This is a genomic window from Actinomadura decatromicini (assembly GCF_008121305.1).
GTDB classification, from domain to species: domain Bacteria; phylum Actinomycetota; class Actinomycetes; order Streptosporangiales; family Streptosporangiaceae; genus Spirillospora; species Spirillospora syzygii.
On sequence record NZ_VSRQ01000003.1, the window covers coordinates 279,390 to 300,091 of the forward strand.

At 74.3% G+C, this 20,702-nt stretch carries 23 protein-coding genes and 1 pseudogene; 8 read left to right on the forward strand and 16 right to left on the reverse strand.

Annotated features, from left to right (window positions below; all coding sequences use genetic code 11):
• The first annotated feature begins 70 nt into the window (after positions 1 to 70).
• Positions 71 to 979 carry an oxygenase MpaB family protein gene (locus FXF68_RS15090; protein WP_148759622.1) on the forward strand — a complete coding sequence of 303 codons (909 nt, stop codon included), beginning with the start codon at positions 71 to 73 and terminating at the stop codon, positions 977 to 979.
• 6 nt (positions 980 to 985) lie between these two features.
• On the opposite strand, the gene FXF68_RS15095 is transcribed toward FXF68_RS15090, so the two are convergent.
• From FXF68_RS15095 to FXF68_RS15110, 4 genes are read right to left on the reverse strand one after another with little or no spacing between them, the layout of a single operon-like run.
• Positions 986 to 1,861 carry a RecB family exonuclease gene (locus FXF68_RS15095; RefSeq protein ID WP_148759623.1) on the reverse strand — a complete coding sequence of 292 codons (876 nt, stop codon included), beginning with the start codon at positions 1,859 to 1,861 and terminating at the stop codon, positions 986 to 988.
• A 1-nt stretch (position 1,862) separates the two neighbouring features.
• Positions 1,863 to 2,570 (reverse strand): MBL fold metallo-hydrolase, encoded by a 708-nt coding sequence (locus FXF68_RS15100; protein ID WP_148759624.1) that lies wholly within the window; start codon positions 2,568 to 2,570, stop codon positions 1,863 to 1,865.
• Between the two features lie 10 nt (positions 2,571 to 2,580).
• Positions 2,581 to 3,447, reverse strand: a complete 867-nt coding sequence (locus FXF68_RS15105; protein ID WP_148759625.1) for a PHP domain-containing protein — start codon at positions 3,445 to 3,447, stop codon at positions 2,581 to 2,583.
• Between the two features lie 16 nt (positions 3,448 to 3,463).
• A complete protein-coding gene (locus FXF68_RS15110; protein ID WP_148759626.1) occupies positions 3,464 to 4,111 on the reverse strand; it encodes a DUF6758 family protein in 648 nt (215 codons plus the stop codon).
• Between the two features lie 83 nt (positions 4,112 to 4,194).
• On the opposite strand from FXF68_RS15110, the gene FXF68_RS15115 reads away from it, so the two are divergent.
• Complete coding sequence (locus tag FXF68_RS15115) at positions 4,195 to 4,584, forward strand: NUDIX hydrolase (protein ID WP_148351324.1); 390 nt, start codon at positions 4,195 to 4,197, stop codon at positions 4,582 to 4,584.
• Here FXF68_RS15115 and FXF68_RS15120 read toward each other — a convergent pair.
• Both FXF68_RS15120 and FXF68_RS15125 read right to left on the reverse strand, forming a co-directional pair.
• On the reverse strand, positions 4,579 to 5,904 hold the full coding sequence (locus tag FXF68_RS15120; RefSeq protein ID WP_148759627.1) for a CPBP family intramembrane glutamic endopeptidase: 1,326 nt from the start codon (positions 5,902 to 5,904) through the stop codon (positions 4,579 to 4,581). The two genes, FXF68_RS15115 and FXF68_RS15120, sit on opposite strands and share 6 nt — an antisense overlap.
• Before the next feature lie 100 nt (positions 5,905 to 6,004).
• Positions 6,005 to 6,928 carry an HpcH/HpaI aldolase/citrate lyase family protein gene (locus tag FXF68_RS15125; protein WP_148759628.1) on the reverse strand — a complete coding sequence of 308 codons (924 nt, stop codon included), beginning with the start codon at positions 6,926 to 6,928 and terminating at the stop codon, positions 6,005 to 6,007.
• A 39-nt stretch (positions 6,929 to 6,967) separates the two neighbouring features.
• On the opposite strand from FXF68_RS15125, the gene FXF68_RS15130 reads away from it, so the two are divergent.
• Positions 6,968 to 7,471, forward strand: a complete 504-nt coding sequence (locus FXF68_RS15130; RefSeq protein WP_148759629.1) for a hypothetical protein — start codon at positions 6,968 to 6,970, stop codon at positions 7,469 to 7,471.
• 21 nt (positions 7,472 to 7,492) lie between these two features.
• Here FXF68_RS15130 and FXF68_RS15135 read toward each other — a convergent pair whose 3' ends face one another.
• Positions 7,493 to 8,392: an RNA polymerase sigma-70 factor gene (locus FXF68_RS15135; protein ID WP_148759630.1), complete on the reverse strand. Its 900-nt coding sequence runs from the start codon at positions 8,390 to 8,392 to the stop codon at positions 7,493 to 7,495.
• A gap of 87 nt (positions 8,393 to 8,479) precedes the next feature.
• Between FXF68_RS15135 and FXF68_RS15140 the strand changes: the two genes are divergently transcribed.
• Both FXF68_RS15140 and FXF68_RS15145 read left to right on the forward strand, forming a co-directional pair.
• Entirely contained in the window at positions 8,480 to 9,778 is a 1,299-nt protein-coding gene (locus FXF68_RS15140) for a magnesium transporter MgtE N-terminal domain-containing protein (RefSeq protein ID WP_148759631.1), read from the forward strand.
• Positions 9,778 to 10,275, forward strand: a complete 498-nt coding sequence (locus tag FXF68_RS15145; RefSeq protein WP_148759632.1) for a DUF1003 domain-containing protein — start codon at positions 9,778 to 9,780, stop codon at positions 10,273 to 10,275. Before FXF68_RS15140 ends, FXF68_RS15145 begins: the two co-directional genes overlap by 1 nt.
• Positions 10,276 to 10,316: 41 nt before the next feature.
• Here FXF68_RS15145 and FXF68_RS15150 read toward each other — a convergent pair whose 3' ends face one another.
• On the reverse strand, positions 10,317 to 10,778 hold the full coding sequence (locus tag FXF68_RS15150; RefSeq protein ID WP_246178705.1) for a MarR family winged helix-turn-helix transcriptional regulator: 462 nt from the start codon (positions 10,776 to 10,778) through the stop codon (positions 10,317 to 10,319).
• A gap of 64 nt (positions 10,779 to 10,842) precedes the next feature.
• Between FXF68_RS15150 and FXF68_RS15155 the strand changes: the two genes are divergently transcribed.
• Entirely contained in the window at positions 10,843 to 11,982 is a 1,140-nt protein-coding gene (locus FXF68_RS15155) for an Mrp/NBP35 family ATP-binding protein (protein WP_148759633.1), read from the forward strand.
• A 144-nt stretch (positions 11,983 to 12,126) separates the two neighbouring features.
• Here the strand turns inward: FXF68_RS15155 and FXF68_RS15160 are convergent, their stop codons facing one another.
• The 6 genes and pseudogenes from FXF68_RS15160 to sigE all read right to left on the reverse strand — a co-directional run bounded on the left by FXF68_RS15160 (position 12,127) and on the right by sigE (position 17,396).
• Complete coding sequence (locus FXF68_RS15160) at positions 12,127 to 12,486, reverse strand: sec-independent translocase (protein ID WP_148759634.1); 360 nt, start codon at positions 12,484 to 12,486, stop codon at positions 12,127 to 12,129.
• Between the two features lie 135 nt (positions 12,487 to 12,621).
• Positions 12,622 to 14,532 (reverse strand): S1C family serine protease, encoded by a 1,911-nt coding sequence (locus tag FXF68_RS15165; protein WP_148759636.1) that lies wholly within the window; start codon positions 14,530 to 14,532, stop codon positions 12,622 to 12,624.
• Positions 14,533 to 14,657: 125 nt separating this feature from the next.
• The gene (locus FXF68_RS15170; protein WP_148759638.1) at positions 14,658 to 15,833 is read right to left on the reverse strand and encodes a sigma-E factor regulatory protein RseB domain-containing protein; all 1,176 of its coding nucleotides are present in this window, start codon (positions 15,831 to 15,833) and stop codon (positions 14,658 to 14,660) included.
• On the reverse strand, positions 15,830 to 16,348 hold the full coding sequence (locus FXF68_RS15175) for a hypothetical protein (RefSeq protein WP_246178706.1): 519 nt from the start codon (positions 16,346 to 16,348) through the stop codon (positions 15,830 to 15,832). Before FXF68_RS15175 ends, FXF68_RS15170 begins: the two co-directional genes overlap by 4 nt.
• 26 nt (positions 16,349 to 16,374) lie before the next feature.
• Positions 16,375 to 16,488, reverse strand: a pseudogene (locus FXF68_RS44770) (hypothetical protein); the annotation flags it as partial.
• A gap of 167 nt (positions 16,489 to 16,655) precedes the next feature.
• Positions 16,656 to 17,396, reverse strand: a complete 741-nt coding sequence (gene sigE / locus FXF68_RS15180) for an RNA polymerase sigma factor SigE (RefSeq protein ID WP_246178707.1) — start codon at positions 17,394 to 17,396, stop codon at positions 16,656 to 16,658.
• 252 nt (positions 17,397 to 17,648) lie between these two features.
• On the opposite strand from sigE, the gene FXF68_RS15185 reads away from it, so the two are divergent.
• Together FXF68_RS15185 and FXF68_RS15190 are read left to right on the forward strand one after the other, a co-directional pair.
• Positions 17,649 to 18,251, forward strand: a complete 603-nt coding sequence (locus FXF68_RS15185) for an O-methyltransferase (RefSeq protein WP_246178708.1) — start codon at positions 17,649 to 17,651, stop codon at positions 18,249 to 18,251.
• Positions 18,248 to 18,865 carry a hypothetical protein gene (locus tag FXF68_RS15190; RefSeq protein WP_148759642.1) on the forward strand — a complete coding sequence of 206 codons (618 nt, stop codon included), beginning with the start codon at positions 18,248 to 18,250 and terminating at the stop codon, positions 18,863 to 18,865. The genes FXF68_RS15185 and FXF68_RS15190 overlap by 4 nt, the downstream gene beginning before the upstream one ends.
• A 9-nt stretch (positions 18,866 to 18,874) precedes the next feature.
• Here FXF68_RS15190 and FXF68_RS15195 read toward each other — a convergent pair whose 3' ends face one another.
• Positions 18,875 to 20,335, reverse strand: a complete 1,461-nt coding sequence (locus tag FXF68_RS15195; protein WP_148759644.1) for a leucyl aminopeptidase — start codon at positions 20,333 to 20,335, stop codon at positions 18,875 to 18,877.
• Positions 20,336 to 20,530: 195 nt separating this feature from the next.
• A complete protein-coding gene (locus tag FXF68_RS15200) occupies positions 20,531 to 20,698 on the reverse strand; it encodes a DUF3117 domain-containing protein (protein WP_083980698.1) in 168 nt (55 codons plus the stop codon).
• Positions 20,699 to 20,702: the final 4 nt, after the last annotated feature.

A 20,702-nucleotide genomic window follows, 5' to 3' on the forward strand; every position in this document is an offset into this window, starting at 1 on the left:
CCCCATGTCGCGGTCGCGGGCAAGTAATGACACACTTACTTGAGTCTGTCTCATGGAGGTGTGCCGCAGGATGCCCGCGACCGTCCAGCCCCCCGAGAGCGTCACGTGGCGCGTCCATCTCGACCGGACCATGTGGATCGGCGGCGTGCGGGGCCTCATGCTCCAAGCGCTGCACCCCATGGCGATGTGGGGCGTCTGGCAGAACTCGAACTTCCAGGAGGACCCGTTCGGGCGGCTCCAGCGCACCGCCGACTTCGTCGGCGTCTCCACGTTCGGGACGCACGAGGAGATCGACGAGCTGGCGTCCCGCGTCCGGCAGATCCACCGGAGCCTGCGGATCCTCAACCACGACACGGGCAGGAAGGAGCGGCTCGACCAGCCGGAACTCCTCCTCTGGGTGCACTGCGCCGAGGTGTCCTCGTACCTGGACGTGGCGCGGCGGGCCGGGCTGCCGCTGACCCGCGCCATGGCCGACCGCTACCTGGACGAGCAGCGCCACACCGCGACCTACGTCGGGCTGCACGCGGAGGACGTCCCCGGCAGCGTCGCCGAACTGGAGGCGTACCTCGCCGAGACGCGGCCGAAGCTGCGGGTCACCGAGGAGGCGGCGGCCACGGTGCGGTTCCTGATGTGGCCGGCGATGCCGGAGAACCTCAGGTTCCTCGCGCCGGGGAAGCCGGGATACTTCCCGTTCGGCGCGCTCTGCTACTACTCGCTGCCCGACTGGGCCCGCGAGATGTACGGGGCGCTTCCCGAGCTTCCCCGCCCGGTGGTGACGGCGGCACTTCGGTCGTTCCGGCTGACGATGAACTCGCTGCCGGAGCGGGTGCACGACTATGCCTTCGCCAAGAACACGCGGGACATGCTGGAACGTGCCAGGCAGCGGCTCGCCGCCGAGGGCTACGACGTCGGCAAGGGCCTCTACGGCCTCCGCGACCCGCGCCGCTGGCCGGACCGCACGGCCCTGGCCCACGCCTAGACGGGCTCAGGGGGCGTCTACGGGCAGGGCCGCCCAGGGCTCCTTGCGCGGGGCGGCCTCCTGGCCCTCGGGGCAGTGCCGGGCGAAGTCGCACCACGAGCACAGGTTGCCGGGACGCGGCGGGAACAGGTCGTCGTGCTGCGCGTGGTCGACGTCGCCCGCCGGACGCGGCTTCGGGACGCGGGCCCGGTACCCCTCGTCGGCGTCGGCGGCCTCCCCGGCGATCGACTCGGCGCGGCGCAGGTGCCGGGCCAGCGACTCGTCGGTGTGGTCCCACGCGGCGACCTCGCCGGACGGCAGGTGGTGCAGCTCCACCCGGTGGCACGGGCGCCGCAGCACCCGCGCGGCGGCGATCGCGTACAGGGCGAGGGCCAGCGAGCCGCGGGCGTCGTCGGCGGTGAGGACGTGCCGCCCCGTCTTGTAGTCGACGACGACGAGCTCGGCGCCGCGGCCGTCCAGCCGGTCGATGCGCCCGGACACGGCGATGCGGTCGGTGCGGGTCGCGACGGTCCGCTCCACGCCGAGCGGCTCGTCGGACGGGTCGAGCCCGGCCGTGTACCGCTCGGTCATCTCGCGGGCCCGCTCGCGCCACTCGGCGGACTGCGCGTCGTCGCGGAAGCCGTCGGTCAGCCAGCCGCGGACGAGGAGCCGTCCGGCCGCCTCGGGGGTGCGCTCGCGCAGCGGCAGCCGCCACCAGCCCGCCAGGGCGTTGTGGACGCTCGCGCCCACGCTGTTGTGCGCCCACGGCGGGCCCTTCGGCGGCATCGGACGATCGAGGTACGTCATCCGGTACCGCCGGGGACAGTCGAGCCAGGTGTTCAGCCTCGACGGCGTGCAGGTGTAGAGCCGCCGCGGCATGCCCTCGAAGCCGAGCTGCTCCACGCTAGTCGTCGGACTCCCGCGCCAGCGCGCCCCACGTCTCCCAGCGGGAGTCCTCGTCGCCGACCGTGGTCTCCTCGCCCTGGGCGGGCAGGATCCGCAGGTCCTTCGGCAGCGGGGTGAGCAGGGCGCCGATCGAGTTGAGCTGCTTGCGCAGGTCCTCGTAGACGCCGCCGATCGAGCCCGGACGGCCCCGGTGCAGCGTGTCGCCCGCGAACAGCACGCCGATCTGCTCGCTGATCACGCACACGCTGCCGGGGGTGTGGCCCGGCGTGTGGACGATCTCCAGCTGGGCGTCGGCGATCTCGAAGATGCCGCCGTCCTCGAGCCAGATGTCGGGTTCGAGGGAGCGCAGCGCCTTGGCGTCGTCCTCGTCCTCCTCCTCCTTGGCGAGGCGGCCGAAGTAGTCACGCCAGAGCAGCCGGTCCGCGCGGTGCAGCGCGATCGGGGCCCAGTTCTCCTCGTCCTCCTCCCCGGCGGCGGCGACTTCGAGCACCACGCTCAGACGGTGTTCGTTGCCGTCGGTGAGGAGGACGGCCATGACCTCGCGGTCGCCGACCTCCTTGAGGATGGCCTCGGCGTCGTTCGCCGGGTCGATGACGATGACCTCGTCGTCGTCGCCGACGATGTAGGTGTTGTTCTCGACGTCGTGGTCGGTGTCGTCAAGGGACAGCGTGCCCGACGTCACCACCTGTTCGATGCGCGCTTCCACGCCTCGCACCCTACCGTGCTTCGGGCCCCCGGTAGCGGTCGCGGAGATCATCACCGGACGCGGCCTCCGCGAGCTGCGCGAAGGCGTCCGGGTCGGTGGTCTCGGCGCCGAGCCGGTCGCCGGTCAGCGCGCCGTGGTCGTCGCTGGACCCGGTCGCGGCGAGCCCCAGCGCGGCGGCGAGGTCGCGCAACCGGGCGCGGTCGTCGGGGGCGTGGTCGGGGTGGTCGACCTCGATCCCGGCGAGGCCCTCGGCGGCGAGGCGCTCGACGGCGTCGTCCCCGACCGTGTAGCCGCGGCGGCGGGCCCGCGGATGCGCGAGGACGCACACTCCCCCGGACGCGCGGACGAGCCGGATCGCCTCGTCCGGGTCGAGCGCGTACCGCTCGACGTAGGCGCGGCCGCCCTGGGCGATCCAGTCGCCGGTGAACGCCTCGTCGGCCGTCCGGATCGCGCCCGCGTCGATCATGGCGCGGGCGACGTGGGGACGTCCGATCGCCTCGCCGCCCGCCAGGCCGCGGACCATGTCCCAGGTGACGTCCACGCCCAGCTCCTGGAGGCGCTCGACCATGCCCTGCGCGCGGATCACGCGGTCGTCGCGGATCCGGGCGAGTTCGGCGGCGAGGACGGGCTCGGACGGGTCGAACAGGTAGCCGAGCATGTGGAGGCTGTGGCCGTCCAGCTTGCAGGACAGCTCGATGCCGGGGACGAGGGTCAGGCCGTCAGGGAGGGCGGCGGCGGCCTCGTCCCATCCGGCGACGGTGTCGTGGTCGGTGAGCGCGAGGACGTCCAGGCCCCGCTCCCGGGCCCGCCGGACGACCTCGGCGGGCGGGCGCGTCCCGTCGGACATGGCGCTGTGGCTGTGCAGGTCGATGCGCATCGGTCGGCCCCCGGCGTCAGTCGTCGAGCCGGGGGCTGAACGCGCCGTAGGGGAGGTCGATCTCCATGCCGGGCTCCCGGAGGTCGAGGAGGCTCTGCTTGTCGAGCATCAGGACGCCCGCGTCGGCGGGCCAGAGCACCGCCCACAGCCAGTTCCCCATCGCCTCGCCGACGTAGACGGCGCGGTCCGGGCGCCCGTCGACCGCCCACATCGGCAGCGAGTGGTCGTTGGTCGCGGCGGGGCCGCTGACGTCGAGCTTCACGTGCGGCGGGCCGCCGTCGAACCCCGCGCCGGGATCGGGGCCCGCCAGCCCGGCGAGGTAGGCGCCGAACCCGACGCCGGGCTCCTCGGCGATCAGCGCCATGTCGGCGGGGCCGCTGAGCAGCCCCGGCCCGGACAGGGCGACGGCCGCCGCGCGTGCGCCCGAGCGGTCGTCCCCGACCGTGGCGAACCCCGTGACGAGCCAGCCCTGCGGAAGGGGCCAGGGCGTCCAGACGGGGACCCGCGTCTCGCGCAGCACGGCGGCCAGCCCGTCCGGGCCGGGTCGCCTGGCCGGCTGCCTCGGCAGGACGGCACCGTGCACGTCGCAGGTCCAGTCGCTCGACCAGAGGCCCGGCTCGTGCAGCGGGCCCGCGCAGCGCGGGCAGGTGGGCTCGGCCCTCATGACTACCCACCCTGCGCGGCCACGTCCCGGATCGTCAAGGCGGGGCGGGCGGACGGGCGAAAAAGGGGCGTCAAAATGGGGTCATGCGAGTGCGCTGCGTGGGAGCGGTCGTCCGGGACGACCGCGGACGGCTGCTGATGGTGCGGCGCGGGCGCCCGCCGGGCGAGGGCCTCTGGTCCATCCCCGGCGGACGGGTCGAGCCGGGCGAGGACGACGCCGCCGCGCTCGCCCGGGAGCTGCGGGAGGAGACCGGCCTCGACGTGGAGCCCCTCGCCCTCGCCGGGACGGTGGAGCGGCCCGGCCCCGGCGGCGTCACCTACGAGATCCACGACTACACGGCCGCGGTCACCGGAGGGACGCTCCGCGCGGGCGACGACGCGGCGGAGGCGGGCTGGATCCCGCCCGAGCGCATCCCCGAGCTGCCGGTCACGCCCGGCCTCGTCGACGCCCTCGTGCTGTGGGGCCTGCTATGACACCGGCGTGGCGTGCGGGGGCGGCGTCGGCGTGACCGGGACGTCGTCGTCCTCCGGACCGGCGGTGACGGTCTGGATCCTCATCCGCCGCGCCAGCCACACGACGGCCGCCGCGTAGAGCGCCATCGGCGCGATGTCGGCGGCGACGACCTGCCACGGCACGCCGCCCTGCTCGATGTCCAGCTCGCCGATCGCGGCCGGGAAGAGGAACGCCATCAGGTTGTTGAACACGTGCAGCGCGATGCCGGACTCCAGCCCGCCCGTCTTCACCGCCAGCCACGCCGCCACCGCGCCGAAGCAGAAGATGTCGAGGATGCCCCAGCCGGTGTAGCCGTGCCCCGAGGTGAACAGGGCCGAGCCGACGACGATGCCGGGCCACGGAGTGCGGAAGACGACGCTGAAGGCGCGTCCGACGCGCCCTCTGACGTCCTCCAGCGTGCACGCGCCGACGGCCTGGAGCAGCCAGCCGCGGAACACGTACTCCTCCGCCGCCGACTGGAACGGCACGAGCAGGAGGATGACGATCGCGGGGGCGAGGAAGCGCCCCCACCCGACCCAGTGTTCGTCGCCGGACGACTGGTCGTCCACGGTCGAGCCCGCGACGATCGACGTCCCGAACGACACGAGGCAGAACAGGACGGCCAGGCCGCAGCAGGCCAGCATCCAGCGCCAGCGCAGCCGGCCCGCGACGGACGACAGGGTGCCCGGCCGCCGCCGCTGCACCCCCCAGGCGGCGAACAGGGCCACCGGCAGGAACAGGGCGAGCGAGCCCAGGTCGAAGGCGAGGTCGGCCGTGTCGTCGCCGAAGACCGAGTCGGAGCCGGTGTCCGGCACGCCGCCCTCGACCACCGTCCGGACGATCATCCCGATGATCATGACGCCGATCGCGAGGGCCATGCCCCCGGCGACGATCACCAGCGACCCGGCCAGCGGGCGCCACCAGCGGTGCGGCGGGTTGCGGGCCAGCCGGTGGAACGGGGCGCCGGGCGGCGCGTCCTCCGTCCGGGACGTCGTGAACGGCGTCGGCGGCGCGTACCCGCCGCCGTACGGCTGCCCGTACCGGCCGTACGGCCCGTACTGCTGTCCGTATGGCTGAGGCTGCCCGTATGGCTGAGGCTGGCCGTACTGCTCGGGCTGCCCGTACTGCTGAGGCTGTCCGTATTGCCCGTAGGGGCCCGGTGCGTACGGGCCCTGGTCGGCGTACGGCTCGGGTGCGTGCGGGGCCTGTGGCGGCGGCTCAGGGCGTCGCGGCTGACGCGCGGCGCCGTCGAGGTCGGGATCCAGCGGCGCCCACCCGTCCGAGCCCCCCGGTTCTGACACGTCCGACCTCCCCGTCAGCCTTCGCGTACGTGGGACGAATCGTACGGTGCCCCGGTTCCCGGAGGGACCGGCCGCGCGCCTCACCCCCGCGCGGGACCGCTCACCCCTTCCGGGTACGGGTCAGTCCGGCGGCGCGGCCCTTCGCGGCGACGACGAGCGCCATCTTGCGGGACGCCTCGTCGATCATCTCGTCGCCGAGGGTGGCCGCGCCGCGCCCCTCGTCGACGGCGCGCTGGTAGGCCTCCAGGATCAGCTCGGCGTGGTCGTAGTCGTCCTGCTCCGGCGAGAAGACGGCGTTCCCGGCCTCGATCTGGGTCGGGTGCAGCACCCACTTGCCGTCGAACCCGAGGGCGGCGGAGCGCCGCGCGACCCGGGTGAACGCGTCCACGTCCCGGACGTTGAAGTACGGCCCGTCGATGGCCTGGAGGTCGTTGGCGCGGGCCGCCATCAGGATCTTCATGAGGATGTAGTGGTAGGCGTCGCCCTCGGTGTATCCGGGCGGCTGCTCGCCCACGACGAGCGTCTTCATGTTCAGGGACGCCATCAGGTCGCCCGGCCCGAGGACGAGCGACTCCAGGCGCGGCGACGACGCGGCGATCGCGTCGATCTCGACCATGCTCCGGGCGGTCTCGACCTGCGCCTCGATGCCGATGCGCCCGACCGGCAGCCCCTTCGCCCGCTCGATCTGGGTGAGGAGCCGGTCGAGCCACCGGACGTACGTCGCGTCCTCCGCCTTGGGCAGCATGATGACGTCGAGGTTCGCGCCCGCGCCCTCCACGACGTCGATCACGTCCCGGTAGGCCCAGTGGGTGTCGAGGTCGTTGATGCGCACGGCCCGCGTCCTGCCGGACCAGTCGCCGTCGTTCAGCGCGGCGACGACCGTCTGGCGGGCGTCCTCCTTCGCGGACGGGGCTACCGCGTCCTCCAGGTCGAGGAGGATCTCGTCCGCGGGAAGGCCCTGGGCCTTCTCGACGAAACGGGGATTGCTGGCCGGGACGGCGAGGGTGGTACGTCGAACGCGCATGGCCCGGATGCTATCGACCTGGTGTGAGACGCTTTCGGCATGGGTGAGCTGAACGCCGCGCTGGTGGAGGAGGCGGCCAGGAAATCCGGGCTGATGTGGCTGGACCTCCCCGGACTGCCGCAGCCCAGGGCCGCCTGGCACGTGTGGCACGAGGGGTCCGCCTACGTGCTGACCGGCGGGGAGGGCGAGCAGCCGCTGCCCGGCCTGCCGGAGTCGGCGCAGGTCACCGTGATCCTGCGGAGCAAGGACAAGGGCGGGCGGCTGGTCTCGTTCAGCGCCGACGCCGAGCCGGTCGAGCCCGGCTCCGAGCTGTGGGACGCCGTGGCGCCCCTGCTCGCCAAGGAGCGGCTGAACGCGACGTCCCACGAGGGGCAGGTGGAGCGCTGGGCGACCGAGTCGTGGATCGTCCGGCTGACCCCGGTCGAGGAGGTCGTGACGGCGGCGGACGGGTACGCGGCGGTGCGTCCCGTCCCGACCCCGGCGACGACCGCGGGCGCCCCGCCCCGCCTGCTCGGCCGCAGGCGCCGCGCCGCCGACCGGTAGGGCCTCCCCCGGGACCGCCCGTCACATCGGCAGGCTGCGGCCCTCCGCGATCGCCTGGAGCTTGTCGGGGTTCGCGACGAGGTGGATCGCGTGGATCCGTCCCGCGTCGTCGATCTCGACGGTGGCGGCGCCGATCGGGCCGTCCGGACCGTCCACGATGAGGGCGGGCTCGCCGTTGAGGTCCACGCGGCGGAAGCTCATGTCCGCCGGGTCGACGCCCACGTACGGCCGCCCGACGATCCCGGCGAGCCAGCGGCCGACCTTCTCCGCGCCGGTGATGGTCCGGAGGGCCGCCCTGACCTTGCCGCCGCCGTCCGTCCACAGGGTGACGTCCGGGGCGAGGACCTCCATGAGCCGGTTGATGTCGCCGCCGAGGACGACGTCGAGGAACCGCTCGGTGGCGGCGCGCCGCTCCGCGCCCCCGGCCTGGTAGCGGGGCCGCCGCGCCTCCACGTGCCTGCGGGCGCGGGTGCCGAGCTGCCGCACGGACGCCTCGGACCGATCCAGCGCCGCGGCTATCTCCGCGTACGGGAACCCGAACACGTCCTTGAGGACGAACACGGCCCGCTCCAGCGGGCTCAGCGTCTCCAGGACGACGAGCATCGCCATCGACACCGACTCCGACAGCTCGGCGTCCTCGGCGACGTCCGGGGACGTCAGCATCGGCTCCGGCAGCCACGGCCCGACGTAGGTCTCGCGGCGGCTCTGCGCCGACCTCAGCCGGTCGAGCGCGACGTTCGTGGTGACCCGGACGAGGTAGGCCTTCGGGTCCTCGACCCCGGAGCGGTCGGCGGCCGACCAGCGCAGCCAGGCGTCCTGCACGGCGTCCTCGGCGTCGGCGGCCGTGCCCAGCATCCGGTACGCCACGGCGAACAGCAGGCCCCGATGCTCCTCGAAATCCTCCACCAGGACGTCGGTCATGACGTCACCTTCTCATGCGTCCTCCGGGGTCCCCCCGCACCCCCGGGCGTCCGGGTCGGCGCGTAGATCATGGGTAGTGTCCAGGCCATGAGCGGAGCTCCGACGCGGGTGTTCATCGCCCGGCTCGCGGGCATCGCGGTGTTCGACCCGGCGGGCGACCAGGTCGGCAGGGTCCGCGATGTCGTGGTCGCGCTGCGCCTCGCGCCGCGCCCGCCGCGGGTGCTCGGGCTGGTGGTGGAGCTGGCGACGCGCCGCACCGTGTTCCTGCCGATCACCCGGGTCACCGTGATCGAGGCGGACGCGGTGATCTTCGACGGGCGGCTGAACGTGCGGCGGTTCCAGAAGCGCGAGTCCGAGACGCTCGTCCTCGCCGAGATGCTCGACCGGACGGTCCGGTTCCGCGAGGGCGGCGAGGACGTCTCCGTCGTGGACGTGGCGATGGAGCCGACCCGCACCCGCGACTGGCTGGTCGGCAAGGTCGCCGTCCGCCGCCGTACCGGGCGCGGCCTGCGCAAGCGCGGCGAGAGCCTGGTCGTCGACTGGGACGAGCTGGAGGGCTTCTCCGCCGTCGAGCACGGCCAGGGCGCGGCCGGGCTGATCGCCGCGTTCGAGCGGATGAAGCCCGCCGACCTCGCGAACATCGTCCACGAGCTGCCGGAGAAGCGGCGGACGGAGGTCGCGCTCGCGCTGGACGACGAGCGGCTCGCCGACATCCTGGAGGAGCTCCCCGAGGACGACCAGATCGAGATCCTCGGCAAGCTCGGCGTGGAGCGGGCCGCCGACGTCCTGGAGGCGATGGGCCCGGACGACGCCGCCGACCTGCTCGGCGAGCTGCCCACCGAGCAGCGGGAGCGGCTGCTGACGCTGATGGAGCCGCAGGACGCGGCGCCCGTCCGCCGGCTGCTCACCTACCCCGACCACTCGGCGGGCGGGCTGATGACCACCGACCCGGTGATCGTCGCGCCGGACGCGACGGTCGCGGAGGCGCTCGCGCTGATCCGCCGCCCCGACCTGAACCCGGCGCTCGCCGCGCAGGTGTACGTGTGCCGGCCGCCGACCGCGACGCCGACCGGCCGCTACCTCGGCACCGTGCACTTCCAGCGGCTGCTGCGCGAGCCGCCGCCGACGCTGGTCAGCGGCATCGTGGACGCCGAGCTCGACCCGCTGCGGCCGGTCATGTCGCTGGAGGCGGTGGCGATGTTCCTCGCCACCTACAACCTCGTCGCGGGCGCCGTCGTGGACGAGAACGGCCACCTGCTCGGCGCGGTGACGATCGACGACGTCCTCGACCACCTGCTGCCCGAGGACTGGCGGGAGGCGGCGATGGACGCCGCCGCCGACGAGACCTCGGATCCCGAGGAAGAGGCCCTCCGGGGGGACACGTGATGACGACACGCCAGCTGACGGCCCGCCTGGACCAGCCGAGGGAGGTCCGCCGGACGCTCGTCCCGCAAGTGCACTACGACCCCGAGTCGTTCGGACGGCTGTCCGAGCGCATCGCGCGGTTCCTCGGGACGGCGCGGTTCCTCGTCTACATGACGGTGTTCGTCGCCGTCTGGCTCGGCTGGAACTTCCTCGCGCCAGCCTCCCTGAGGTTCGACCCGTACCCGTTCATCTTCCTGACGCTGATGCTGTCGCTCCAGGCGTCCTACGCGGCGCCGCTGATCCTGCTCGCGCAGAACCGGCAGGACGACCGGGACCGCGTCCAGTACGAGCAGGACAGGTCGCGCAACGAGCGCAGCATCGCCGACACCGAGTACCTAACGCGGGAGATCGCCGGGCTGCGGGTGGCGCTGAACGAGGTCGTCACCCGCGACTTCCTCCGCTCCGAGCTCCAGCAGATCATGCGGGAGCTGGACGCCAAGGACCCCCCGACGCCCTGACCCGGGAGCCCTGCCCCGGGGCCTGTGCGGGTCTTGGGCGGTCAGGCGCGGGCGGGGACCTCGTCGTCGGTGAGCCGGTCGAGGAGGTGCCCGAGCGCGCGCAGGTCGGGTTCGTCCAGGTGGCTGAGCAGGTAGTCGCGGACGCCCCGCCGGTAGGTCGGGGTGGCCTCGTCGAGCCGGTCCCGCCCGGCGGCGGTCAGCACGGCGTAGAGGCCGCGCGCGTCGCTCGGGCAGGACTGCCGGGCGACCAGCCCGGCCCGCTCCATCCGGTCGACGAGCCTGGTCAGACCGCTGCGGGACAGCAGGACGCGGTCGGCGAGGTCGTTCATCCGGAGCCGTCCTCCGGGGGCCTCGCCGAGGTTCGTGAGCACGTCGTAGGAGCCCGGCGCGAGACCGTGCCGGGCCAGCAGGTCGGCCTGCAGCCGGCGGGCGATCCGCGCGTGGGCGCGCAGCATGGCGCGCCAGACGGTCAGCTCGGTGGCGGGCAGGGTGCCGTTGGTCACGGGTCGATCGTACGCCGGACCCCCTGATTAACAGGGAGGGCGTCCGGGTTCATACCATGGGTGCATGGCCTCCCAGTTGACGACCGAGCAGGTGACCGCGGCGCTGGCCACGGTGCTCGATCCTGAGATCCGCAAGCCGATCACCGAGCTCGACATGGTCAAGGACGTCGACATCGCCGCGGACGGCACCGTCCGCGTGGGCGTCTTCCTGACCGTGGCGGGGTGTCCGATGAAGGACACGATCACCAAGAACGTCACCGAGGCCGTGTCGAAGCTCGCGGGCGTCTCGTCCGTGCGGGTCGACCTCGACGTGATGAGCGAGGAGCAGCGCAAGGACCTGCAGACCAAGCTCCGCGGCGGCGAGCCCGCCAAGGAGATCCCGTTCGCGAAGCCGAACTCGCTGACCAAGGTGTACGCGGTCGCGAGCGGCAAGGGCGGCGTCGGCAAGTCGTCGGTCACCGTGAACCTGGCCGCCGCGCTCGCCGCCCAGGGCCGCAAGGTCGGCGTCGTCGACGCCGACATCTACGGCCACTCGGTGCCCCGGATGCTGGGGGTGGACGCGCCGCCCACCAAGGTCCAGGACATGATCATGCCGCCGTCCGCGCACGACGTGAAGGTCATCTCCGTCGGCATGTTCACCGCCGGGAACCAGCCGGTCGTGTGGCGCGGGCCGATGCTGCACCGGGCGCTCCAGCAGTTCCTCGCGGACGTCTACTGGGGCGACCTCGACATCCTGCTGATGGACCTGCCGCCCGGCACCGGCGACATCGCGATCTCCGTCGCGCAGCTGCTGCCGTCCGCGGAGATCCTCGTCGTCACCACCCCGCAGCAGGCGGCCGCCGAGGTCGCCGAGCGGGCGGGCGCGATCGCCGCGCAGACCCACCAGCAGGTCGTCGGCGTGATCGAGAACATGGCCTACCTGACCTGCGCGCACTGCGGGGAGCGGCAGAACATCTTCGGCGAGGGCGGCGGCCAGACGGTCGCGGACGCGCTGACGAAGACGCTCGGCACCCGCGTCCCGATGCTCGGCCAAGTCGAGATCGACCCGCGGCTGCGGGAGGGCGGCGACGAGGGCGTCCCGCTGGTCCTGTCCGACCCGGACGCGGGCGCCGCCAAGGAGCTGCGCACCATCGCCGACAAGCTCGCGGGACGCTCCCGCGGCCTCGCCGGGATGTCCCTCGGCATCTCCCCGAAGAAGCGCTGACCCGCCGACCCGGGCCGAGGAATCAGGGCGGGGAATCGGGCAGGGAAGGTCAAAGGAGAAGGCACGCAAAGCGAAGGCCGACAATGCGAAAGCCCCGCCGGGTCCGCCCGGCGGGGCTTCGCTCTGCGTGTTCCGGTCGTCGGCTCAGGTGGCCTCGTTGTCGAACGGCGGCAGTTCGCCGAAGTCCAGCTCCGAGCCGCTCGCCGCCGTCGCGTAGGAGGGCTCGTTGGCGAAGAGGCCGCCGTCCTTGCCGTTCACGAAGTCGTTCTCGTCCTCGAAGAGGTGCTTCCGGACGAACGTCTTCGGATGCAGCTCGGTGATGTCGAAGTCCTTGAACTCCGGGCCGAGACCCTCCTGGAGGTCGGCCTTGGCGCTGTTCGCCATCTCCCGGAACTGCCGCAGCATCCGGCCCGCCTGCCCGGCGACCTGCGGCAGCTTGTCTCCGAAGATGACCAGGGCGAGGACGACCAGCACCGCCATCTCGCCGAGTCCGACGTCGAACACGCGTCCTCCACACACCGCCGAAGGGGACCGGTCGCGCAGCCGGACCGGTCCCCACAGCGTATCCCGCGCCCGGATGAACCGGACCTGAACAACGTCCACGCCACTTCGGGGGGCGAATCCCCCCCGGGCCCACCCTCAGTCGGCGCTGAGCGTCACCTCGACGGTGTTCTCCTTGCCGCCCCGCTGGTACGTCACCTTGATCTTGTCGCCGGGGGCGCGGCTGCGGATCTGCGCGATCAGGTCGGTCGCGTCCTCGATCGGACGGTCGTCGATGGCCGTGATCACGTCGCCGGGCTTGAGGCCCGCCTTGTCCGCCGGGCCGCCCTTGGTGACCGGGTCCTGGTTGTTGACCGGCTGCGGCATGATGCGGGCGCCGCCGTCCTGGTACCGGGGGTCGGGGAGGACGCCGAGCTTGGCCTGTTTCACGCTGCCGTTCCTGATGATCTCTTCGGCGATCCGCTTGCCCTGGTTGATCGGGATCGCGAAGCCGAGGCCGATGCTGCCGCTCTGCTGCTCGCCGCCGAGGCCCTGGCCGCCGAGCGTCGCGATCGCGGTGTTGATCCCGATCACCCGGCCCTTGGCGTCCACCAGCGGGCCGCCCGAGTTGCCGGGGTTGATCGCCGCGTCGGTCTGGATGGCGTTCAGGTAGGAGGCGTCGCCGCCGCCCTCGCCCTGCGTCGGCACGGCGCGGTTCAGCGAGCTGACGATGCCGGTGGTGACCGAGCCCTGGAGGCCGAGCGGCGAGCCGATCGCGATCACCGGGTCGCCGACCGCGATCCGGCTGGAGTCGCCGACGGCGAGCGCGGGCAGCGAGTGCTGGCCCTCGGGCTTGAGGACGGCGACGTCCGAGCTCGGGTCGGCGCCCTTGACCGTCGCGGGCAGCGTCTTCTTGTCGTTGAAGACCATCTGGATCTGCCCGCCGTTGGCGCCCGCGACGACGTGGTTGTTGGTGACGACGTAGCCGCCGTTCACGATGAAGCCGGTCCCGCCGACCTCGCCCTGCGAGGACTGCACGCGGATCATCACGACGCTCGGCAGCACCCGCTGCGCCACCCCGGCGACCGAGTCCGGCGGACGGGCCTGCACCTTCGTGTCGCTGCTGTCGCTCCCGCCGAGGCTGACCGAGCCGCCGTCATCGTCGTCGCCGGTCGCGATCACGCCGACCCCGGCGCCGACCGCGCCCGCCACCAGCGCGATGATCAGCGCGACGACGGCGAGCAGGCCGAGGCCCGGACCGCCGCGCGACGCGGACGGGAGCGCGGGCACCGGCGCCCAGTTCGGGCCGCCGGGCGGCATCCCGTACCCGGCCATCGGACGCGGCCCCGGACCGCCCGGAGGCGGCCCACCCGGACCACCCGGTCCGGGAGGCGGGCCCATCGGCGCGGGCGGCGGGCCCATCGGCGGGCCGCCGGGCCCTCCCCCGGGCGGGGGCGGCGCGTGGTGGGACTGCTGCGGCCAGCCGCCGTACGGCCGGCCGTGCTGCGCGGCGCGCGGGTCCTGGTCGTAGGGGACGAACCCGGGCCGCCCGCGCTCCCCGGGCGCGTCGGCGGCGGGCTTGTCGAGCGGGACGGGCGGCGGGGGCTGCGGCATGTCGTGGGGCGGGGCGTCCTGCACCGGCACCTCCTGCGGTCCGAGGTCGGACGGGGAGCCGGCGGCGCCCTGCGGTCCCCGGGGGCCGGGCGAGGCGGTGGAGCCGTTGGACAGGACGTCCTCGCTGGTGTCCGGCGGGCCGGACGGGCCCGGGTCCGGCGGGGCGAACCCGCCCGCGACGAGCCGGTCGGAGCCGTTGTCGGCCGCGTGGTCGCGGCCGGGCTCCGGGTCGTCGTCGGCGGCGGCCGCGGAAGCCGGTTCGGGGCCGTGCTCGGAGGCCGCCGCCGCGTCCGGCTCCCGGCCGGGCTCGGGGTCGTCCACCGGCTGGTCCAGGGGGAGCTCCTGGTCGGTCACCGTCTCGGGAGGAGCCGCCTCCTGCCGTTCAGGCTCCCGGCCGGGGGCGAGCTCGTCGTCCCCCGACGGCGCCCCGACGGGCCCGCGGTTGTCTTCCGTCATCCCCATCTCTCCTACCGAGCATGGTTCTCGTCATCCGTGCTCATCGTGCCCCGAATGGCATGTGGCGAGCATAAGACCTTAGGGCAACGGTCCCGGCCCGCGTGATCATTCGCTTCGACGCGGAATCAGTCGAACGGGTTCACCGAGCTCGTGAGGCGGTGCGCGCCCCGGGACACCCGCGTCCAGAACGGGGTGGAGCCGCCCGGCATGCTCGCCGCGACGGCCACGGCGGTGCTCTGCGGGGCGTCCGTGAGGACGGTGTAGACGTAGCCCTTGCCCGCGGAGACGGCCCAGCGCCGCAGCTCCTCGCGGCGGAACACCGTCCGGCCGCCCCGGACGCCGCGCCGCCAGCCGGTCATGGCGCGCTCGTCCAGGCGTCCGCGCTGGACGAACACCGACACCGACGCGAGCCCGTCGGAGTAGCTGAGGTGGACGGGCCCGTCGCCGCCCGTCTCGCGGCGCGCCTCGTAGAGGGTGAGGTGCCCGGGCAGGTCCTTCGGGACGGGCCAGCCGCGCTCGCGGAGCCCGGCGAGGTCGGCGCGGTCCAACCGGTCGCCCCACAGGGTCGCGACGTGCCCGCCGCCCCGGGCCGCGGCGGAGCCGTCCGTCCCGGAGCCGGGGAAGCGGGAGATCCCGCCGCGGGTGCCGCCGAGGCCGTAGGGCGCGGCGGCCTTCGCCGGGACGGTGTAGCTGATCTCGGTGAAGCCGCTGACGACCACCGGGCGCCCGGTCGCGTCGATCAGCTCGCGGTGCAGCACGAGGCCGGTCTGGGCGTCGAGCCAGAAGCGCCCGGCGGCGGTGCCGTCCGCGCGGCGGGCCTCGACGACGCGGGCGCGCCGCCCGCAGACCGTCGTGTCGGCGCCGCGGACCACCGAGTAGTTGCGGGTCAGCAGGGCGAGCGTCGCGGACGTGAGCCCGGCGTCGCCGCCGCCCGCCGGGTCGGGCCGGAAGACCTCCCCGGTGAAGCCGGTCGACCTCGCCGGACCGGTGGAGCCGGTGGAGCCGCTCGGCCCGGAGCGGTGGTAGCGGACGCCCTCGCCGGGCGTGTGCGACACCGCGACCAGGGACGTGCTCGACCGGTTGCGGCTCCACGTCGTCAGGAACCGGCGCCCCTCGTACGGGACGCGCCGGGCCGCGTCGGCGGCGGCGCGCAGCAGGCCGACCGCGCCCGGGTCGCTGCGCACGCGGCGGACCGCGGCCGGGTCGCCCGCGAGGGCCCCGGCGAGCGCGAGCCCGCAGGCGAGCCCGCAGGCCAGGACGGTGGTGCGCCGTCCCGGCCGGGTCAGGGTCTGGGCGCTCACGGCCCCGGGGAGACCTGGACCTGGTTGACCGGGTCGGTGAGCGGATCGGTCATCGGCGCGTCGCCGGAGGTCAGCGCGTGCTCGACGGCGAACCGGTCGAACGCGGGGGTGACGGCCGGGGCGTCCTGCCCGCCGCCCGCCACGTAGGAGGCGGCGCCGAGCCCGATGAACAGGGTCGCGGCGCCCACGACCAGGTAGCGGCGCCGGGGATGGACGCGCAGCGCGGCGGCGTGCCCGCCGGGGCGGTTGTCGCGCGGCCGGCCGCCGGCCGCCGGCCGGGCCGGGCGGGCCGATGATCGAAGGGGCCGGGCGGAGTGCCGCGCCGCGGGCGGCGCGGGCGGCTGCGCCGGCTCGGCCGGGACACCGCCGGACGTGGGCAGCGACTGCAGCCGGAGAAGGAAGTCGGGAGACGGCAGGTCGTCGGCACCGTCGGTCGCCGGGGTCTCCGAGAGGCCCCGCAGCCGGCCCTTGAGCCTGCGCAGCGAGGCGACCTCTTCCCTGCACCGGCGCAGCACGCGAGATGGGCGAGCGCGCGGTCGCGCTCCTCGTGCCCCAGCTCACCGTCGACCAGAGCGGTCAGACGCTCCCCCAGACAACTCACGCGGCCCTGCCTTCCTGGGGGGCGCCCCCCAGACCCCCGGTGAGGGGCCGCCATGATCCTCGCCTCGCTGCGGTCATGCCGCCCTTCCTTTCTGGGGGACGTCCCCCAGACCCCCGAAGGGGGGCCGCCATGATCCTCGCCTCGCTGCGGTCATGCCGCCCTCCGTGGTTCCGTCCTGACACGCCCGCGCGGTCCCGCCCCGCGCGGCAAGCACAGCTTTTTTACACGCCCTCCGGCTGTGGCCGGACCGGCTCGGGCAGGGCCGGGCCCGCCACGTGCGGCGCCTCGCCGGCGGCGACGGCCCCGGCCGCGTCCACGGGCTGGAACTCGTTGCGTGTCCCGGGGCGCCGGCGCGTCGGCGCGCGGTGCTCCAGGGCGGCCCGCAACTGGGCCCGGCCGCGGTGGATGCGGCTTCGCACGGTCCCGAGCTTGACGCCGAGCGTGGCCGAGATCTCCTCGTACGACAGGCCCTCGATGTCGCACAGCACGACGGCCGCGCGGTACTCGGGGGCCAGCGCGTCGAGCGCGGCCTGCACGTCGGCGTCGAAGTTGCTGTCGTCGAACGCCTGCGCCGGGGTCGGCTCGCGGCCCTGGAGGCGTTCGGCGGCGTCGTCGGCGAGTCCCTCGAAGCGGATGCGCTGGCGGCGCCGCGCCATGTCGAGGAACAGGTTCGTGGTGATCCGGTGCAGCCAGCCCTCGAACGTCCCCGGGGTGTAGTTCGACAGGGACCTGAACACGCGGACGAAGACCTCCTGCGTGAGGTCCTCCGCGTCGTGCTGGTTGCCGGTCAGCCGGTAGGCGAGCCGGTACACGCGGGCGCCGTGCTCGCGGACGACCTCGTCCCATGACGGCGGCGCCCATTCGGCTTCCGGCGCGTTCTCGCGCGTGCGCGCGGCGCCACCGATCCCCTGCCCGGGGCCGACCCCCACAGCGCTTCTGAAACTGAGTGCTGCGACTCCCATGGTGCCGGGCTGTTCCTCTCTCGTAGCCAAGGTCTCGCCTTGGAACGGCACGGTCTCGCCTGGGCTGGGGCGGTGCTGGACCGACTCGGATCTCGTGGGTTCGACCCGTCCGGCGGACAGGTCCCTTCAGCGGCTACAACGCGCTGGAACCCCGGTTGGTTCCCCGTCAACGATATGGTCTTCCCAGCAGGAGCCAGGCGGGGGTCCCTTGAGGAGGCAGCCATCGACGCCGATCAGGCCACCCGGGCCTTTGTGGAGGGGTTCCTCCCGGAAGACGAGCCGCTGCTCGCCGCGCGGCGCCGCGGCGAGGAGGTCGGGGCGTCCCCGATCGGCCCGGCGGGCGGCGCCGCGCTGCGCTTCCTCGCGACCCTGCTCGGCGCCCGGACGGTCGTGGAGGTCGGCTCCGGCTGCGGCGTGTCCGGCGTCTGGCTGATGCGCGGCATGCCGAAGGACGCGGTGCTCACGAGCGTCGACATCGACCCCGAGAACCAGCGCCTCGCCAAGCAGGCGTACCGGGAGGCGGGGCTCGGCGCGTTCCGCACCCGGATGATCGTCGGCCCGGCGCTCGAAGTGCTGCCGCGGCTCACCGACGGCGCCTACGACATGGTGTTCTGCGACGCGCAGAAGCGCGAGTACCCCGAGTACCTCCTGGACGCGCTGCGGCTGCTGCGGCCGGGCGGCGTCGTCGCGTTCGACAACGCGCTGTGGGGCGGCTGGGTCGCCGACCCCGACCGCCGTGACCCGGACGTCGAGGCGATCCGCGAGGTGCACCGGATGATCCGGGACGACGACCGGCTCGTCCCGCTGCTGGTCCCGGTGGGCGACGGCCTGCTGTGCGCCGTCAAGCGCGATTGACCGCCCATTCCTCGACCTCGGCGCCGCCCGAGGTCTTCGCGGTGCGGCAGCGGGTGACCTGGCGCGGGACGTGGCGGCTCGTCGCGTTCCTGATCCTGTTCCTCGCCTCGGTGGCGTTCGTCACGGGCGGGATCGTCCGGGGCGCCGGGGTGGGCAGCGTCACGATCACGGTGCTCGGCGTGGCCGGGCTCGCGATGTTCGGGGCGGGGCTCGCCGTGTCGGCCGGGGGGATGCTGACGCGGCGTCCCGTCCTGGAACTCGCCGCCGACGGGGTGCGCCGCCCGGCGCGCTGGCCGCTCCCCCGCCGGTCCGGCCGCGTGCTCCCCTGGCCGGAGGTGGCGGCGGTCGCGGCGCTGCGGCGCGGCGTCGGCGGCACCCGCCGCGGCGAGCAGGACTACCTCGTCTTCCTGCCCACCGAGGAACTGGCCGAGCTGGCGCGGACGTCGGAGCGGCCCCATCTCGTGGCGCTGACCATGCGGGACGTCCCGGCCACGGCGGCGGCCGTCCCGTGGTGCTTCGCGGTCGACGAGGGCTGGGACGCGACGCTCGCGCAGGTCGTCAAGCAGGCGAGGCGGTTCCGCCGCGTCCCGGTGATCGACCGCCGCGCCAAGTAGGGGACGCGGTCAGGCGGTCAGCCAGCGGAGCAGCAGCCGGGCCCCGAAGCCCGTCGCGCCCCGGCTGATCTCGGCGTCGTCGGACGTGGCGCGGCCGGGCCCGGCGATGTCGAGGTGCGCCCAGGGGACGTCGCCCGTGAACTCGCGCAGGAACAGCGCCGCCGTGATCGACCCGCCGCCGTAGCCGCCGCGTCCGATGTTGTTGACGTCGGCGACGTCGGAGTCGATCGCGGCCCGGTAGTCGGCGACGAGCGGCAGCCGCCACACCGGCTCGCCCGCCGCCGCGCCCGCCTCGGTGAGCGCGCGGGCGAGGTCGTCGTCGGTGGCGAACAGCGCGCCGTGGCGGAGGCCGAGGGCGACCTTGGCCGCGCCGGTCAGCGTCGCGACGTCGACGATCGCGTCCGGGGCCAGCTCGGCGGCGGCGTAGGCGATCGCGTCGGCGAGGACGAGGCGTCCCTCGGCGTCGGTGTTCAGGACCTCGGAGGTCGTCCCGCCGTAGTGGGTGATCACGTCGCTCGGCCGCATCGCCGACCCGGACGGCATGTTCTCCGCGGCGGCGACCAGCCCCGTCACCCGGGCGCGGACGCCGAGCCCGCGCAGCGCGCTCATCGCGGCGATGACCGCCGCGCCGCCCGCCATGTCGGTCTTCATCGTCTTCATGTTGTCGTTCGGCTTGAGCGACAGGCCGCCGCTGTCGAACGTGATGCCCTTTCCGACCAGCACGACGTGGCGGTCCGGCGCGCCGTCCGGGACGTAGGACAGCTCGATCAGCCGGGGCGGGCGGGCCGATCCGGCGCCGACCGCGAGGATGCCGCCGAAGCCCTCGTCCAGCAGCTCCTTCTCGCCGCGCACGCGGACGGCGAGGCCCGCGTCGGCGGCGACCCGCTCGGCCTGCGCGGCGAGCCAGGACGGGTCCTTCTCGCGGGACGGCGTGTTGGCGAGGTCGCGGGCGAGCCCGGCGGCGCGGGCGCGGGCGGCGCCCAGCTCGATCGCGGGCGCGTCGGACTCCGGCCCGGCCTCGGTCAGCACGGCGAGCGTGCCGAGCGCCCGCCGGGCGGGCGGCGCGCCGATCTTGAACTCGTAGGACGCGAGCAGCGCGCCCTCGACGAACGCGGCGAGGTCGCCCGCGGGGACCCCGGCGACCAGCGCGGTCCGGCCCCGGCCCCGGCGGGCGAGCGCGGCGCCCGCCTTGCGCAGGTCGGCCGGTGACGCGGCGCCCACGCCGTACAGCAGCAGTTCGCGCACCCGGTCGCCGACGCGGACCTGGGTGGCGGTGATCTCGCCGGGCTCGCCCTTGGCGCGGTGCAGTTCGAGCAGCTCGTCCAGCGTGAAGGGCAGCGACTCCGCGACCTCGGCGGCGGGCGCTTCGGGGCCCTGCCGGACGGGAACCGCGACCGCCTCGGCCCCGAGGGCGGCCGCGGTCTGCGACACGGTGCCGGAGGCGCCGTGGATGCGGGTCTCGATGGGCATGGCGGCGGATTCCCCCCGTGGTCGGTGGAGCTCGGCGGTCGGTGGAGCTCGGTGCTCGGGTGAAGCTCGGATCGGGCGGCGGGCGGGCGGGCGGCGAGCGGGGCCGGGCCCGGGGACGGCAAGGGCCCCGGCGGAGCCGCCGGGACCGTCGCCGACCAGACCGGGAACGGCGGAGGGCGTCGCCCCCGCGACGTCTCAGCCCACGACGTCCTTGAGGGCCTCGCCCAGTTCCTTCGCCTCGTCGGCGGAGAGCTCGACCACGAGGCGGCCGCCGCCTTCGAGGGGGACCCGCATGACGATTCCGCGTCCCTCCTTGGTCACCTCAAGCGGACCGTCTCCCGTCCGCGGCTTCATCGCCGCCATGCGT